16 protein-coding genes are annotated in these 16,128 nt (G+C 61.4%); 4 read left to right on the top strand and 12 right to left on the bottom strand.

Going from position 1 to position 16,128, the window contains the following annotated elements:
• Positions 1 to 9 precede the first annotated feature (9 nt).
• From VE26_RS13960 to VE26_RS13970, 3 genes are all read left to right on the top strand, one after another.
• Entirely contained in the window at positions 10 to 459 is a 450-nt protein-coding gene (locus tag VE26_RS13960; RefSeq protein ID WP_046105790.1) for a universal stress protein, read from the top strand.
• 135 nt (positions 460 to 594) lie between these two features.
• Entirely contained in the window at positions 595 to 1,125 is a 531-nt protein-coding gene (gene ppa, locus VE26_RS13965; protein ID WP_046105791.1) for an inorganic diphosphatase, read from the top strand.
• Positions 1,126 to 1,191: 66 nt separating this feature from the next.
• Entirely contained in the window at positions 1,192 to 2,571 is a 1,380-nt protein-coding gene (locus VE26_RS13970) for a serine hydrolase (RefSeq protein WP_052715931.1), read from the top strand.
• A gap of 61 nt (positions 2,572 to 2,632) precedes the next feature.
• On the opposite strand, the gene VE26_RS13975 is transcribed toward VE26_RS13970, so the two are convergent.
• Positions 2,633 to 3,424 (bottom strand): ion transporter, encoded by a 792-nt coding sequence (locus VE26_RS13975; RefSeq protein WP_046106377.1) that lies wholly within the window; start codon positions 3,422 to 3,424, stop codon positions 2,633 to 2,635.
• Between the two features lie 102 nt (positions 3,425 to 3,526).
• Here VE26_RS13975 and VE26_RS13980 point away from each other — a divergent pair, with 102 nt between their 5' ends.
• Positions 3,527 to 4,429: a heme-dependent oxidative N-demethylase family protein gene (locus VE26_RS13980; protein ID WP_046105792.1), complete on the top strand. Its 903-nt coding sequence runs from the start codon at positions 3,527 to 3,529 to the stop codon at positions 4,427 to 4,429.
• Here the strand turns inward: VE26_RS13980 and VE26_RS13985 are convergent.
• The 11 genes from VE26_RS13985 to VE26_RS14035 form a co-directional block, all read right to left on the bottom strand.
• Positions 4,426 to 4,791 (bottom strand): VOC family protein, encoded by a 366-nt coding sequence (locus VE26_RS13985; protein WP_244465708.1) that lies wholly within the window; start codon positions 4,789 to 4,791, stop codon positions 4,426 to 4,428. The two genes, VE26_RS13980 and VE26_RS13985, sit on opposite strands and share 4 nt — an antisense overlap.
• A gap of 123 nt (positions 4,792 to 4,914) precedes the next feature.
• Positions 4,915 to 7,029, bottom strand: a complete 2,115-nt coding sequence (locus tag VE26_RS13990; protein WP_046105793.1) for a sodium-translocating pyrophosphatase — start codon at positions 7,027 to 7,029, stop codon at positions 4,915 to 4,917.
• Positions 7,030 to 7,259: 230 nt separating this feature from the next.
• Positions 7,260 to 7,535: a DUF167 family protein gene (locus VE26_RS13995; protein ID WP_342018451.1), complete on the bottom strand. Its 276-nt coding sequence runs from the start codon at positions 7,533 to 7,535 to the stop codon at positions 7,260 to 7,262.
• Positions 7,536 to 7,572: 37 nt separating this feature from the next.
• Entirely contained in the window at positions 7,573 to 7,875 is a 303-nt protein-coding gene (locus VE26_RS14000; protein WP_046105795.1) for a YggT family protein, read from the bottom strand.
• A gap of 318 nt (positions 7,876 to 8,193) precedes the next feature.
• Complete coding sequence (locus VE26_RS14005; RefSeq protein ID WP_046105796.1) at positions 8,194 to 8,817, bottom strand: DedA family protein; 624 nt, start codon at positions 8,815 to 8,817, stop codon at positions 8,194 to 8,196.
• A gap of 102 nt (positions 8,818 to 8,919) precedes the next feature.
• Positions 8,920 to 10,734: a translational GTPase TypA gene (gene typA, locus VE26_RS14010; protein ID WP_046105797.1), complete on the bottom strand. Its 1,815-nt coding sequence runs from the start codon at positions 10,732 to 10,734 to the stop codon at positions 8,920 to 8,922.
• Between the two features lie 209 nt (positions 10,735 to 10,943).
• Positions 10,944 to 11,327: a VOC family protein gene (locus VE26_RS14015; protein WP_046105798.1), complete on the bottom strand. Its 384-nt coding sequence runs from the start codon at positions 11,325 to 11,327 to the stop codon at positions 10,944 to 10,946.
• Positions 11,328 to 11,357: 30 nt separating this feature from the next.
• Positions 11,358 to 11,963: an RNA polymerase sigma factor gene (locus VE26_RS14020; RefSeq protein ID WP_046105799.1), complete on the bottom strand. Its 606-nt coding sequence runs from the start codon at positions 11,961 to 11,963 to the stop codon at positions 11,358 to 11,360.
• A complete protein-coding gene (locus VE26_RS14025; RefSeq protein WP_046105800.1) occupies positions 11,960 to 14,086 on the bottom strand; it encodes a putative bifunctional diguanylate cyclase/phosphodiesterase in 2,127 nt (708 codons plus the stop codon). The genes VE26_RS14020 and VE26_RS14025 overlap by 4 nt, the downstream gene beginning before the upstream one ends.
• A 71-nt stretch (positions 14,087 to 14,157) precedes the next feature.
• Positions 14,158 to 14,748 (bottom strand): phosphotransferase-like protein, encoded by a 591-nt coding sequence (locus tag VE26_RS14030; protein ID WP_046105801.1) that lies wholly within the window; start codon positions 14,746 to 14,748, stop codon positions 14,158 to 14,160.
• Positions 14,749 to 14,797: 49 nt separating this feature from the next.
• Positions 14,798 to 16,021 (bottom strand): argininosuccinate synthase, encoded by a 1,224-nt coding sequence (locus VE26_RS14035; protein ID WP_046105802.1) that lies wholly within the window; start codon positions 16,019 to 16,021, stop codon positions 14,798 to 14,800.
• Positions 16,022 to 16,128: the final 107 nt, after the last annotated feature.

Below are 16,128 nucleotides of genomic sequence, written 5' to 3' on the forward strand. Positions count from 1 at the left end.
AGGATCGTCATGTTCACGTCGCTTCTGGTTGCCATCGATGGATCGGACCTCGCTGAAAAGGCTCTTGATGCCGCAATCGGTCTGGCCAAGGCCCAAAAATCCCCCCTTCTCATTGTGACCGCGACCGACCCTGTGGGCAGCGGATATGGATCGGGTGGGTTCGGCACTATCGATGCAGGACCAATTCTGGCCAAGCTGGACGAGAGCTATGCCCAGGCGGCCCAGACCCTGCTGGCCAGCGCACACATTCGGGCGGAAACCGCGGGAATTGCGACGCAGACTTTGCACGTTCCACACCAGAGACCGGCCGAAGCCATCCTGTCCACCGCTGTCGATCGCGGCATAGACACCATCGTCATGGGGTCGCATGGACGGCGCGGCCTGGCACGCTTGCTGCTGGGTAGCCAGGCCGCGGAAGTGTTGGCCCGTTCGCCCATTCCAGTCCTGATCGTCAAGTAAGAGGCTGGGCAGTTAATCCGGGAGATTGGGCCGTGCCAGCGGGCGGTCGCTCTTGATTTGTGGCTTGCCTTTGCAGACCATTGTGGGCAGAACCACCCCCATTCCGTCCCTCCCCACGGCGAGACAAGGCAAGACATGAATATCGACGCCATCCCCACCGGCAAGAACCCCCCCGACGATCTCAACGTCATCATCGAAGTTCCCCTTGGCGGCGAACCGATCAAGTACGAAATCGACAAGGATTCGGGCGCGTTGTTCGTCGACCGTTTTCTCTATACGCCGATGCGTTATCCGGGCAATTACGGCTTCGTTCCGCATACCCTGTGCGGCGATGGCGACCCGCTTGACGTCATCGTGATGAACTCGCGCCCCCTGGTGCCCGGTGCCGTCGTGCGCTCGCGGCCGGTCGGCGTGCTGTTCATGGAAGACGATGGCGGCCAGGACGAAAAGATCATCGCCGTGCCCGTTTCAAAGCTGACGCGCATGTATGACAATATCCAGGATATCGGCGACATGCCGGAAATCCAGCTGGAGCGGGTCAAGCACTTCTTCACCCATTACAAGGATCTCGAACCAGGCAAATGGGCCCGGATCGACCGGATTGGCGGCATCGACGAGGCCCGCGATGTGATCCGCAAGTCGATGGAAATGGCCTCAAAGGCCTGATCTTTCGATCCAATCGCGGCCTTCGGCGTTGTACGGTCAACAGATCGTCTGCCGGAGGCCATTTTCATGAAGCATTTCGTTGCCCTCGTTGCTGCAAGCCTGATGGTGCTCCCTGCCACCGCTCAGGAGGCTGCCATGCCATCCGATGCCGATATCGCCAAGATCCTGGGGGACCGCATCGGCCGCGACCAGGCCAATGTCGGGATTGCCGTCGCGATCATCGAAAACGGCGAGACCCGCTTCATTTCCCACGGAACGCTTGAAGTCGACGGCACCGACCCAGTGACCGAAGAGACGCTGTTCGAAGCTGGTTCGATCACCAAGGTCTTCACCAATCTCCTGCTGGCTCAAGCCGTAAACGACGGCAAGATTGACCTCGACGCGCCCATTACCGATTATCTGCCGGACGGTTTCGCCGTGCCGGAGACCGGAAATCGTGCCATCACCGCCTTCGATCTGGCCACTCATCATGCCGGCCTGACCGGCCTGCCTGAGGAAATCCTTTCCCGTGGCATCGACAACCCTTATTCGGGCTTTGGCGCCGACGCGCTTGCGGTCTGGTTTGCCGACGCTGAACTCGCCAGGCCGGTTGGCGAGCAATTCGAATATTCCAATCTGGGCACGGCCCTGCTCGGACTGGCGCTTGAGACTGTCGAAGGGAGCGATTTCGTCACCCTTTTGACCACCAGTGTTCTCGAGCCCCTGGGCATGGATGCATCGAGCCTCGAAATGACCGGCCAGGAGCTACCCGCCATGGCGACCGGGCACAACACCGCCCGCGAGGCCACACCCAATTGGGATTTCGAGGTTTTTGCGCCCGCCGGGGCCTTGATCATTTCTAGCACCGACCTGATCAAGTTCGTCGCCGCCGCCAGCGGTCAGACGCAGACGTCGCTCGCCCCTGCCTTCGAGACCATGCTGGCGCGCACCATGCCGGTCGAGCAAGGCACCAGCATCGGGCTGGGCTGGTTCATCACCACCACCGGGCAGAGCGAAATCGTCTGGCACAATGGCATGACCGGGGGCTATACCAGTTTCGCCGGCTTCGACCGCGCCAGCGGCAATGGCGTGGTTGTCTTGACCAATATGGCGGCGCAACGGGGCGTCAACGATATCGGCATGCACCTGCTCAATCCCGCCATTCCGCTCAACGAACAGCCCCAGTTGCGCACCGCGGTGGAAATCGACCCCGCCCTTTTTGACGACTATGTCGGCGACTATGTGCTCGCCCCGGGCGTGGTGCTCAGCGTTACCGAGCAGGATGGGCAACTTTTTGCTCAGCTCACCGGACAGGGCGCCTATGAAATCTTTCCAGAAGGCGACACGCAGTTCTTTTACAAGATCGTCGACGCCCAGATTACCTTCGACGTGACGGAGGGCGACGTGAAGTCGCTGGTCCTGCACCAGAATGGCCAGAACCTGCCCGGTCTCAAGGTGGTTGAATAGCACCGGTCCGGCTGGCTTCGGGCGGATTGCCAGAGGAGCCGGTCGGGCTCTATTGCGACCCTTATCGGTCTAGCTTTTCTCGCAGCGCGCTCACTTCAGCCCTCAGCGCCCTGATCTCGGTCAGGACGTTGGCAGTATCGTCATGCAGCGCCTGCCGGTCGGCCGAAGCGCTGGCCTCTGTCTCTTCCTGCATGGCAGAGACAATGACGCCGATAAACAGGTTCAGCACTGCATAGGTCGACAGCAGGATGAAGGGCACGAAGAACATCCAGGCGAGTGGATAGGCTTCCATGACCGGGCGCACGATGCCCATGGACCAGCTCTCCAGCGTCATCACCTGGAACAGGGTATAGAGCGACGCCCCCAGCGAGCCGAACCAGTCCGGAAAGCTGGCGCTGAACAGATTGGTGGCAATGACCGCCGCGACATAGAACAGCATGGCCATGAGCACGATGATCGAACTCATGCCCGGCAGCGCCGCGATCAGCCCGCCCACCACGCGCCGCAGCGCCGGCATGGCCGAGACCAGCCGCAACACGCGCAGGATGCGCAGCGCCCGCAGCACCTGGAAGGGGCCGCTGGCCGGGATCAGCGCGATGACCACCACGGCGAAGTCGAACAGGCTCCAGGGATCGCGGAAGAAGCGCGGGCCGAAGGCGATGATCCGCAGCACGATCTCGACGACGAAAATCCCCAGGATGATGGTATCGAGGCCGTGCAGTAGCGGCCCATAGGCGGCCATGATGCCGGCATCGGTTTCAAGACCGAGGATGATCGAATTGGCGATGATGATGCCGACGATAACCCGCTCCCAGGCCGGCGTGGCAACGAGACGTGCAATGGACTGACGCATGAAATTCTCCCCGACAGACAGTGTGAGCCAGTCAGGCAAGGCCGGTCGCAAGTCAAGGCCCTGCCCCTTGTCAAATCCGGGCCCCATGGTCTCAATGACGTCATGACCAAACCGCCCTATGACCTGTCCACGCGCCTGTTCCAGATCGGAACGAGGCCTCTCGATCCCGCCGACTGGCTGGAACCGGATGCCGCCATGGAGGCGCAGCTGATCGAGAAAGCCCGGCTATGGCGCGACAATCACGATGCCGTCTTTGCCGAAATTCCGGCCAGCCGCCCCGCCCAGGCCGAATTGCTGGCGCTGCTGGCCGACTACCTGCCGCAGCGCTTTCCCGCCCACTGGCAACGCCATGGTCAGGAGATGCAGGTTGGTCCAACGGGCCAGACTGTGGCGCTTGGCGCCGACGAGAGCCCTTTGCTGGCCGCCGCGCGGCTGGTGCAGGACGATCTGCTGCTGCTTGAGCGCAATGCCGAGGGCTGGCGCCTGACGGCGGGCGCGCTGGCTTTTCCGTCCTCATGGATACTGGCCGAAAAGATGGGGCATGTTCTCGACGCCATCCACGAGCCGGTACCAGGCTTCGGGCCGGGCACCAGATCCGCGCAGATCATGGCCCGCATGTTCGACGCGGCGCGGCCGGAAACGCCGATGATCCGCTGGAATTTCTCGCTCTATGGCGACGACAGACTGTTTCATCCCGATGTGTCAGGCCCCGATACCGCACGGTTCGGACATAGCGGCCGCCCCGGTCCCGTCTTCCTGCGGGTCGAACGGCAGACCCTGCGCAAGCTGCCTGAGACCGGAGCCATGGCTTTCACCATCCGCATCGGGCTGCATGGTCTCGATACGCTTGAGCGCCACCCCAAGGCAGGCCGGATCGCCACCGCCCTCATCGAACAGGTGACAGCGCTGACGCCCGAACAGCTCGATTACAAGGGACTGACACGCGAGAGGGAAAAAGTACTGGCGCGGCTGGCCGAGATGATCGCGCCGCGGTCAGGCGCCTAGCCCACAAAGCCCTTTGGTGGCTCGGCTAGCGTGATCTGATTGCCATCGGGATCGGCAATCTGGGCGACCACTCCCCAATCACCAACCATGTCTGCACTGAGCGCCAGACCGGCATTGGCCAGTCGGCGCCGCTCATCGTCCATGACGGGGACAACAATGGTCGTGCGACCATGGCCCGCATTTTCCGGCTCATGCCAGAGCTGGAGGCCCGCGCCATTCATGTTCCGCCACTGCGCCATGCCGGGCATGGGCTGGTCATCGGGCGCCCGGCCCATGAGCCTTGTGTAAAAAATGACGCCACGTTCGAAATCGGCCACGGCAAGGCAGGCATAGATCCCCTGAACAGTGATGGACTTACTCATACTGTACTCTCCTTGTTGGACAACATGACAGCGAACGGTAACCGGTCTGTTCGACATGGTCATAGAAAAAAGCCCGGAGCTTTCGCACCGGGCCCGCTCCATCCAGTGCAGACTGCGTCTGCATTACATTCCGTTATTCGCCAGCACGGCGAGCAGCAGCAATGCCACGATATTGGTGATCTTGATCATCGGGTTAACGGCTGGGCCCGCCGTGTCCTTGTAGGGGTCGCCGACCGTGTCGCCGGTGACTGAAGCCTTGTGCGCATCGCTTCCCTTGTGGTGGGTGACGCCGTGGCTGTCGGTAAAGCCGTCTTCGAAGCTCTTCTTGGCATTATCCCAGGCGCCGCCACCCGCCGTCATGGAAATGGCGACGAAAAGCCCGGTGACGATGACACCCATGAGCATGGCGCCAAGTGAAGAGAAGGCATTGGCCTGACCGGCGATCCACAGGATCACGAAATAGACGACGATGGGGCTAAGCACCGGCAGGAGCGAAGGCACGATCATTTCCTTGATCGCGGCCCGGGTGAGCATGTCGACGGCCCGCGCATAATCGGGCTTTGACGTGCCCGCCATGATACCCGGATCGGCCTTGAACTGGCGGCGCACTTCCACCACCACCGATTGGGCGGCGCGGCCCACCGCTGTCATGCTCATGCCGCCAAAAAGGAAGGGCAGCAACCCGCCGAACAGCAGGCCGACGACAACATAGGGATTGGCGAGGTCGAAATTGACACTGATGTCGGTAAAGTAGTGCTTGAGATCCTCCGTATAGGCCGCGAACAGCACCAGGGCGCCAAGTCCGGCCGAGCCGATGGCATAGCCCTTGGTGACGGCCTTGGTCGTATTGCCCACTGCATCGAGCGCATCGGTATTGTGGCGCACTTCCTTGTCCAGGCCAGCCATCTCGGCAATGCCGCCAGCATTGTCGGTCACCGGCCCGAAGGCATCGAGCGCCACAATGATGCCTGCCAGGGCAAGCATGGTTGCGACGGCAACCGCGATACCGAAGAGCCCGGCCAGACTATAGGTGACGATGATGCCGGCAATGATGACGAGCGCCGGCAGTGCCGTCGATTCCAGCGAGACGGCAAGGCCCTGGATGACATTGGTACCATGGCCGGTCACCGAGGCTTCGGCAATCGAATTGACCGGGCGGCGGTTGGTGCCGGTATAATATTCGGTAATGACGATGATGAGCCCGGTAATGGCGAGGCCCGTCGCGCCACACCAGAACAGCGACCAGGGCGTGAAGACCTTGTCGGCGGTCTCGATGGCCACGTTCATGTCGCCGAACAGCAGCCATAAAACTGGAAGCAGTGCCACCAGCGACAGCACGCCCGAGGCGATGACGCCCTTGTAGAGGGCGCCCATGATGTTGTTGTCGGCGCCAAGCTTGACGAAAAACGTGCCGATAATCGATGTCACGACGCACGCGCCGCCAATGGCCAATGGCAGCACCATGCCGACCAGCTTGAACGGCTCGGGCAGGATGATGGCAGCCAGCACCATGGTGGCGACGATGGTCACCACATAGGTCTCGAACAGGTCTGCGGCCATGCCGGCGCAGTCCCCGACATTGTCGCCCACATTGTCGGCAATGGTGGCGGGGTTGCGCGGATCGTCCTCAGGGATGCCGGCTTCGACCTTGCCCACCATGTCACCGCCCACATCGGCGCCTTTCGTGAAGATGCCGCCGCCCAGGCGGGCAAAAATGGAAATCAGCGAAGCGCCGAAGCTGAGCGCCACCAGCGCGTCGATGACCGTGCGGCTGGTGGGCGCAAAACCCATAAGGGTCAGAATCAGGAAATAGAGCGTGACGCCGAGCAGCCCCAGGCCCGCTACCAGCATGCCGGTGACCGCCCCGGACTTGAACGCCAGATCGAGGCCTCGGGCAAGAGAGCCGACGGCGGCCTGGGCGACGCGCACATTGGCGCGGACAGAAACGTTCATCCCGATAAAGCCCGCCGCACCGGACAGGATGGCGCCGATCAGGAAGCCGATGGCCGCATAGATGCCGAGCAGCAGGAATGCAGCGATCAGGATGACGACGCCCACAATGGCGATAGTGGTGTATTGGCGCTTGAGATAGGCCGAGGCGCCCTCCCGCACGGCTGCGGAAATTTCCTGCATCCGCACCGAACCCGCATCGGCCCGCATCAGGCCTTGGGTTGTCACGACGCCATAAACGATAGACAGACCGCCACAGGCGACGATCAGCCAGAGTGCCAGATCCATAGGAACAGTCCCTAAAATGTCTCCTCCGAGGCACCCGCGCTGTTCCGTCCGGGTCTTGCGCCCGGTCCGCAGCCAGCCCTCCAACGGGCTCCTCCCGCTGTCGAGATTAGCCGGATTGGGGACTTAAGCAATGGAGATTGCGCTATTTTGTCGCGGCCCTGCTGCGGACGCCCGATCCCGGCTTATCCAGGGATGATCAGACCCCTTCGGCAGCGGGGCTCCATACTGGATCACATAGCGCTGGATTCCAGCGCATGGGCCTTACCGCAGAGTTGCGCTACATCCCCCGAAACGGACAGCACCTTGATGCGGCTGGTCTGGCCACTGGCCAGGGAAACCGCAGATTTCGGCACACCGAGCGCTTTAGCGATCAGGGCAATAACGGCCGCATTGGCTTGCCCCTTGTCGGGCACCGCCACGAGGCGAACCCGCAAAACTGAGGAGCCGTCGGCCCGCGTCTCGGCAGGCCCGATCGTGTCGCGCCCTGCATTTGGCGTGACGCGCAAACAGAGAAGAATTCGGGTTTCGCTGGCGCGGAACCAGCTAGATCCCTGCGCGGACAACGGCTGGGTAGAGGTAATAGCCGATGATCGACTGCAGGAAGAAGATGAGGAGAAATGCGATCAGCGGCGACAGATCAAGACCCGAGAAACTGGGCATGAAACGTCGGATCGGCCCCAGCACCGGTTCGGTCAGCTGGTTGAGAACCCGCCAGACTGCGGCGACGAACTGATTGCGCGTGTTGATGACGTTGAACGAAATCAGCCAGCTCATGCTGATCATGATCAGCAGCACCCACCAATAGAGCTGCAGCAGGATGAGGATGATGTCGAGCACGGCGCGCATGGGCGTCTCCGGAAATGAATTGGCGCATATCTAGTCACTGCCGCGCCAACCGGCAAGTCCGGCCCCTTTGGTGGCATGGACACCGTGCGGCAGAAAAGCTTCGGGGTCCTGCATCAGAATACGCGATGCAGGACCCCAAATGACTGACTTGCCCGGTACGCAGCACACTTCATCCAGGCATCAACTCAAATGCATGAACCGTGCCAGTTTGCCGGTCCCGCAAAACGGGGGCCGGATGTTAAGGTGTTCTGAATATTCGCATTCTGCACCGCTTACTTGCCATGCAGAATGCGAGCCGGATGCAAAATGCAACGAGTGTTATTCAGCTGGCTTGTCGGAAACCGGGCGATTGGGCTTCCAGGTGACGACGCGGAAGAGATAGATCAGCACCACCAAGGCAAGCACGATATAGCTCATAGGATCGAGCACCACTTCGATGACATGGTAGTGTTCGTGCAGGAAGAAGCCCGCCATGGTCAGGAAAGTGTTCCAGATCAACGCGCCAAGGGTCGAAGCGACGAGAAACAGCGGCAGCGGCATGCGCGACAGGCCGGCAGGGATGGATATCAGCGTGCGGATCAGCGGCACCAAGCGCCCGAACAACACGATGATCGGGCCATAGCGCTTGAACCAGCGCACCGCCACGTCGATCTCGTCCGAATTCATGGCCATGAAGCGTCCGAACCGGTCGGCCAGCCAGCGCACCCGGGTCAGTCCGAAAAACCGGCCCGCGAAATACCAGGGCAACATGCCCACCACCGCACCGATCGTGGCCGTAGCCAGGACCCCGGCAAGGTTGAGATCGCCATTGGCCGCCGCAAAGCCCGCAAAGGGAATGATGAGCTCTGACGGTATGGGCGGAAACAAGCTTTCGGCCAGCATGACGAGGAAAATCCCGACATATCCCAGTTCGGTGATGGTCTGGATGATCCAGTCTGTCATGCGGTGCTCCTGCAAGGCTTGCTGAAAACGACATTGCCCGGACAAGCCGGGCAATGGTGTGACATCATTCTAGAGAAGGGCGCCTAACAGGGCCTTACCCGATCAGGCCGACTTGGCTGCGCGGCTCATGCGCTTGCGATCGTTCGGATCGAGCCAGATCTTGCGCAGGCGGATCGACTTGGGGGTCACCTCGACATACTCGTCTTCGGCAATATAGCCCAAGCTCTGTTCGAGCGTCAGTTTCTTGGGCGTCGTCAGGCGCACCGCTTCGTCCTTGGACGTAGTGCGGATATTGGTGAGCTGCTTGCCCTTGAGCGCATTGACCTCGAGGTCGTTCTCGCGGGAATGCTCGCCGATGATCATGCCTTCATAGATATCCACGCCGGCATCGATCATGATCGGGCCACGGTCTTCGAGGTTCCAAAGCGCGAAAGCCACGGACTGGCCGGTGCCGTTCGAGATGAGAACGCCCGTGCGTCGGGTCGGCAACTCGCCCTTAAAGGGCACGAAAGAGTGGAACAGGCGGTTGAAGATGGCCGTACCACGGGTATCTGAGAGCAGTTCGGGCTGGTAGCCGATCAGCGAGCGGGTGGGCACCAGCAACTGGATGCGGGTGCGCCCAACGCCGGACGGACGCATGTCGGTCAGCTCGCCCTTGCGCTCGGTCAGCTTCTGCACAACCGTGCCGGTATGCTCGTCATCGACGTCGATGATGACTTCCTCGATCGGCTCATGACGAACACCATCGATTTCCTGCATCAGCACCTTGGGGCGGCCGATGGTCAGCTCGAAGCCTTCGCGACGCATGTTTTCGATCAGCACGGCCAGCTGCAATTCGCCGCGGCCGGCCACGTCATAGCTGTCATTGTCATCGCCGGGGGTCACCTTGATGGCGACATTGCCTTCGGCTTCGCGCATCAGGCGTTCGCGAATGACGCGGGACTGCACCTTGTCGCCTTCGCGACCGGCCAGCGGGCCGTCATTGATGCGGAAAGTGACCGACAGGGTCGGAGGATCGATCGGCTTGGCTTCGAGCGGCTTGGTCACCGTGGTCGCGCAAAGCGTATCGGCCACGGTTGACGTTACCAGGCCGGCAATGGCGACGATGTCGCCGGCTTCGCCGATATCGACCGGAGTACGCTCAAGACCGCGGAATGCCAGGACCTTTGAGACGCGGCCCTTTTCGACTTCCTTGCCTTCACGATTGAGCGTGTGGATAGGATCGTTGGCCTTGACGGAACCTGACGTGATGCGGCCGGTGAGGATGCGACCCAGGAACGGATTGCGCTCGATGGTGGTGACCAGCATGCGGAACGCGCCCTCTTCGACGCTGGGCTGGGGCACGTGTTCGACAACCTTGTCGAGCAGCGGCGCCAGGCTTTCCTTGGGGCCTTCCGGCTCGAGTGCCATCCAGCCCTGCTTGGCCGAACCGTAGAGCACCGGGAAATCCAGCTGCTCGGGCGATGCGTCGAGGGCGATGAAAAGGTCGAAGATTTCCTCGAGCACTTCGAGATGCCGCTCGTCGGACTTGTCGATCTTGTTGATCGCAACGATAGGCCGCAGGCCTTGGGCAAGCGCCTTGCCCAGCACGAACTTGGTCTGCGGCATCGGGCCCTCGGCCGCGTCGACAAGGATCACAACGCCGTCGACCATGGAGAGGATACGCTCGACTTCACCACCGAAATCGGCGTGGCCAGGCGTGTCCACGATATTGATGCGCGTCTCGTTCCACATCAGCGAGGTCACCTTGGCCAGGATGGTGATACCGCGCTCGCGCTCGATGTCATTGCTGTCCATGGCGCGTTCCTCGACGCGCTCATTCTCGCGGAACGAACCGGATTGCTTGAGCAACACGTCGATCAGCGTGGTCTTTCCATGGTCAACGTGAGCGATGATGGCGATATTGCGCAGGGCCATGAGGGTCCGCCTTGTTGGCACGATCCGCGAAACCGCCCCACGGGAGTCATCCTCTTGTGGGCTGGCCAGAACAAACCATGCGATATGATGGCGCCGGGCTCAAAATCAAATGGAACTCCGGCAGGGTCGCGGCGTCCATAACGCAAGAGGCTCGATTTCACAAGGTTCCAATATGCAAGGCGGGTTTGCATCCATGGCCCTGCGCCCCGCTATTTCAGGGAACGCGGCAATTCCCCCGATTGCCAAAGCCCCAGGCCAAAGCCATCCGGGTCCAGAAAATCGGCGCTCCAGCCGCCGGGGGCTTCGGACACCGGAGTGACGATGGTGATACCCTTTTCAGCCAGATTGGCGACGATATCGTCAATGCCGCCCTCGGTGACGTCGAAGACCACCGCCGGCGTATTGCCGCGCCGCCCCTCCATTTCGAAGAAAATGAGGTCGAGTCCGCTTTCGAGGCGCCCCTGCAGCCAGAACGGGTCGGCCCCTTCCATCCGCATGAGGCCGAGATTGAACGTGTCGTTGTAAAAGGCCTCCGTGCGGGCAATGTCCGCGACATAGAAGACGATGCTGGCGCTTTTCGGCTTGAAGCTCATAGCGAGCCCTCCTTGCTTGGTGACACGATCCTATTGCCGCGCCAGCCCCGTTTGTGAGCGCCGCACGATAAAAAGATGGCCGTCGGGATCGTGACCGGCAAAGAGGCCTCCGTGACGCCTGAGGGCAGGCAGCAGCACATCGCGGATCCTCCCATACGCAAGATTGAGACTGAGACCGCTCAATTCGTGAGGTGCCGCGAAGCCCTTGCGCCGCAGGTGCCGCTTGAGCGCGCTTATCCTTTGCCTCAGAGCCGTGTTGGGGAGATCGAGCAGATAGGCGATTTCACGCCGATTATGGCCTGTCAGGACCAGAGCCGCAAAGGTCCTGAGCGCGGGAGGCAGGCCGGCCAGCATTTCGGAAGCCGGTGGCGTCTCGCTCACCGTCTCTGGTGGCGGACCGGATTGCCATTTCGTCTCGCGGCCCAGCCGGCGCAACGCACCACGCGCATGCAGCCGCGCGCGATTGCGCACCACGCCGCGCAGCCAGGCCAAGTTGGCCGGATCTTCGAGATCATGCCGGCCGGCCTCGATGGCAATCAGCAGGGCATCTTGAACGATATCTTCGGCATCGGCTGGGCGGGCCCGTCTGGAGGCCAGGGCGAGAAGCTGCCTGTGCAGCCCGGCCCTCACCCTCATGACGCCTTCTGCTTGGCCTGGGTCTTGACCGCTTCGGAATGAAGAAGATTGGCAAGGGTCGAGGATTGCAGCGGTGGGGAGAACAGGAAACCCTGCACTTCCGACACGCCGAAATCGCGTACGAGGCTCAATTGCTCTTCGGTTTCCACGCCTTCGGCCGTCGTTACCATGCCCAGCGATTGCCCAAGTCCGATCACGGCCTTGATAATGGCCCGGCTGTCGTCGCGGCTCGTGAGGTCGGCCATGAAGGAGCGGTCGATCTTTATTTTGTCGAAGGGAAAGCTGCGGAGATAGGACAGGGACGAATAGCCGGTGCCGAAATCGTCCATGCAGATGCGCACGCCCATGCCCCGCAGCTCATGCAGCGCCGCGATCGTGGCCTCGCTATCGGTAAGGAGCAGGCTTTCGGTGATCTCAAGTTCGAGCCGGGTCGGCTCGAGCCGCGCTTCGGCAAGTGCCGAGCGCACCTGCCCCACCAGATCCTTTTGCCGGAACTGGACCGGCGAGAGATTGACGGCCACCCGCACGCCATTGGGCCAGGATGCGGCGGCCCGGCAGGCCTCGTGCAGCACCCATTCTCCGATGGGTACGATGAGGCCTGTATCCTCGGCCACCGGCACGAACTCATTGGGGGGAATTGTGCGCTCATCGTGATCCCAGCGCAGCAGGGCCTCGACGCAGGTGACGCGGTTATTCTCGAGGCCCAGCAGGGGCTGATACATCAGCCGCAATTCCTCGCGCTGCATGGCCATGCGCAGGCCCGCCTCGATGGAGCGGCGTTGCTGCAATTCGGCATCCATGCCGGTCTCGAAGAAATGGTAGGTCGAACGGCCTTCGGACTTGGCCTTGTAGAGCGCCAGGTCGGCATTCTTGACCAGTTGATCGGTGGTGATGCCGTCGCCTGGCCCAACTGCGATGCCCACGGAGGCGCCGATCTCGATCTGTTGTCCGCCAATGTTCATCGGTGCCCGCATAGCCTTGACAATGCGGTCGGCCACTCGAGCGGCCATGTCCACGCCGTCAATAGGTCGGAGGAGAAGGGCGAACTCGTCCCCACCCAGCCGGGCCAGAAGATCGGTCTCGCGCGTCGTGCCCCAGAGACGCACTGCGGCCTGCTTGATCACCTCGTCGCCTACGGCATGGCCGAGCGTATCGTTGACCGCCTTGAAGTGATCGAGATCGATATAGAGCACCGCGGCCATTTCCCCGCGCTTGAGTGCGGCCTGCGTCCGCGCCATCTGCTCGAGGAACTCGATGCGGTTGGGCAGGTCCGTCAGAGCGTCGTGGCGCGCCAGGTGCTGGATGCGTGCTTCTGCCTGGCGCTGCTCGGTGATGTCCTCATGGGTGGAGACCCAGCCACCATCCTTCATCGGATGATGCTGCATCATGATGGTCCGCCCATTGAGCTCGTGGACATTCTTGCCATATTCGCGCTTGGCGATCACCTCGCGCCGCCAGGCGATATATTCGTCCCTGCTGCCGCCGGTCGACATGCCCATGTCGAAAAGATGCCCCAGGATGTCCTCGAGCTGGGTCCCGGGTCGCAAAAGCTGCACCGGCAGGTTGTAGATGCGGGCATAAGGCTCATTGCAGATCACCAGCCGGCCGCGCGCATCCATCATGCAGAGGCCGATGGAAATGTTGTTCACTGCCGCATCGAGCCGGATATTCTGCCGCTCAAGCTCAAGCTTCCGCTTCTGCTGGCTCTCGGCCTTGGCGATCTCGTCGGTAATGTCCTCATGGGTAACAACCCAACCCAGCTTGGGAGAATAGATATGCGCCGTCTCGATGATGCGGCCGCCGCTGACCACTTCCTGGCTTTTGTGGCGCGCGCCATTGCGATTGGCGAGCAGGTCGCTGGTATAATGTTCGTAAAAGACTTCGGGGCTCTGTCCGGCGTGGTTGCCTAGGCGCGCCGACAGATGCACCACGTCTTCAAGCGTCATGCCGCGGTGGATGGCATCGGGAGCGAAGCCGTAGAAGTCCCGGTAATGCTTGTTCCACATCAGCAGGCGGAATTGCGGCGACCAGACGCAGAATCCATAGGGGATACTTTCCAGCGCCGCATCGAGCAGCAGCGCCTCGGCTACATCCGCAACATTCCCCGCATCGTCAGAACGCATCGAACCCCCTTGTTCCGCTACATTTTATCCGACGCAGGCGCAGAAGCTAGTCAGCGCCACTTAACGCTCGATTAAACCGGGTCGCAATCGATTGCACGATCAGCAAGCGCCAGGGCAATCCTTTCCGCTCCGGCTTCGGGCGAGATGATACCCATATCGAGCCTGAGATCATAGCTTTTGCGCATATGGACCGCCTGCTGCCAGCGCGCCACGGCAGCCGGCACATGCGCGCCGCCCTCATAGAGCCCGCCTTGGGGATCGGCATTACGCCGGGCCATGATCGTATCGATGTCACAATCGATACCGACCAGCAGGAGCGGCAGGCTGGCCAATTCGATGGCAAGGACATCCATGGGATCGAACGGCGCGGCATAGTCGGCATGAAGGCCAAGATCCGCCACCACGTCGAAACCGGCCCGCGAAAGCTTCGCTGCATGCGCGAAAAACGCTCGGTACAAGGACCTGACCGCTTCTTCGAGATCAGCGCGCTCGCCACCGGGTCTCAGTCCGATGCCGGGGAGCAGGGCAGGCGGCAGGCCGGCATTGAAGGCGTCGACCCCCCAATTGATCCACCGCCCGGGCACCTGAAGCTGCACCGCCCGGGCGAGGCTGGATTTTCCCGAGCGCGGTGCGCCATTGAGGATAATGATACGTCCAGGCATGCTCTGTCGCTCGGCAAGAGGGGCGGACGCCGGCCCGCCCCTCTAGAGATCAGCTGCGCGCCTTTTTGTTGCGGGCCGCATAGGTCTTGAGGCGCAGGCCATTGAGGCGAATGAAGCCGGCCGCGTCCTTGTGGTCATAGGCCACGGCGCCTTCTTCAAAGGTCACGAGGTCCATCGAATAGAGGCTATAGGGCGAGGTGCGGGCGATGACGCTGGCGCTGCCCTTGTAGAGCTTAACACTGACCTCGCCGGTGACGAATTCCTGGCTCTTGTCGATCAGGGCCTGCAGCATTTCGCGCTCGGGCGCATACCAGAAGCCATTGTAGATCAGCTCGGCATATTTGGGCATCAGCTCATCCTTGAGGTGAGCCTCGCCGCGGTCGAGCGTGATCGATTCGATGCCGCGATGCGCCACCAGCAGGATTGTGCCGCCGGGAGTTTCATAGAGCCCGCGCGACTTCATGCCGACGAAACGGTTCTCGACCAGGTCGAGACGGCCAACGCCATGCTTGCCGCCCAGCTCATTGAGTTTGGTGAGGAGCGCCGCCGGCGAAAGCTTTTCGCCATCGATCGAGACGGGATCGCCCTTTTCGTAGCCGATGCGAATGATTTCGGGCTGGTCCGGCGCCTTTTCAGGATCAGTGGTGCGCTGCGGCACATAATCGGGGAAGGGAACGGCAGGATCTTCCAGCACCATGCCTTCGGACGAGGTATGGAGCAGGTTTGCATCAACGGAGAACGGGGCTTCGCCGCGCTTGTCCTTGGCAATCGGGATCTGGTTGGCTTCGGCATAGGCCAGAAGCGCAGTGCGGCTACGCAGATCCCATTCGCGCCAGGGTGCAATCACCTTGATGGACGGATCGAGCGCATTTGCGGTCAGTTCGAACCGCACCTGGTCATTGCCCTTGCCTGTGGCGCCATGGGAAATGGCGTCGGCCCCGGTTTCATGGGCGATCTCGACAAGGCGCTTGGCGATTAGCGGGCGGGCGATGGACGTGCCGAGCAGGTATTGGCCCTCATAGACCGTATTGGCGCGGAACATCGGGAAGACGAAGTCGCGCACGAATTCCTCCCGCAGATCCTCGATATAGATGTCTTTGATGCCAAACATCTCGGCCTTCTTGCGCGCTGGCTCCAGTTCCTCGCCCTGGCCCAGATCGGCGGTGAAGGTCACCACCTCGCAATCATAGGTTTCCTTGAGCCATTTGAGGATGATGGAGGTGTCGAGCCCGCCCGAATAGGCCAGCACGACTTTCTTGATGTCTTTCGCCATGTGCGTAGGATCCTAAAATGTGATGGTGACAGGATAAGTCAGCCAAAGCGCAATAAACTTGCGATTATCGCAGGCTTGGCGCACAATTTGGCACAATCTGCCAACTG

This window comes from Devosia chinhatensis, from assembly GCF_000969445.1.
GTDB classification, from domain to species: domain Bacteria; phylum Pseudomonadota; class Alphaproteobacteria; order Rhizobiales; family Devosiaceae; genus Devosia; species Devosia chinhatensis.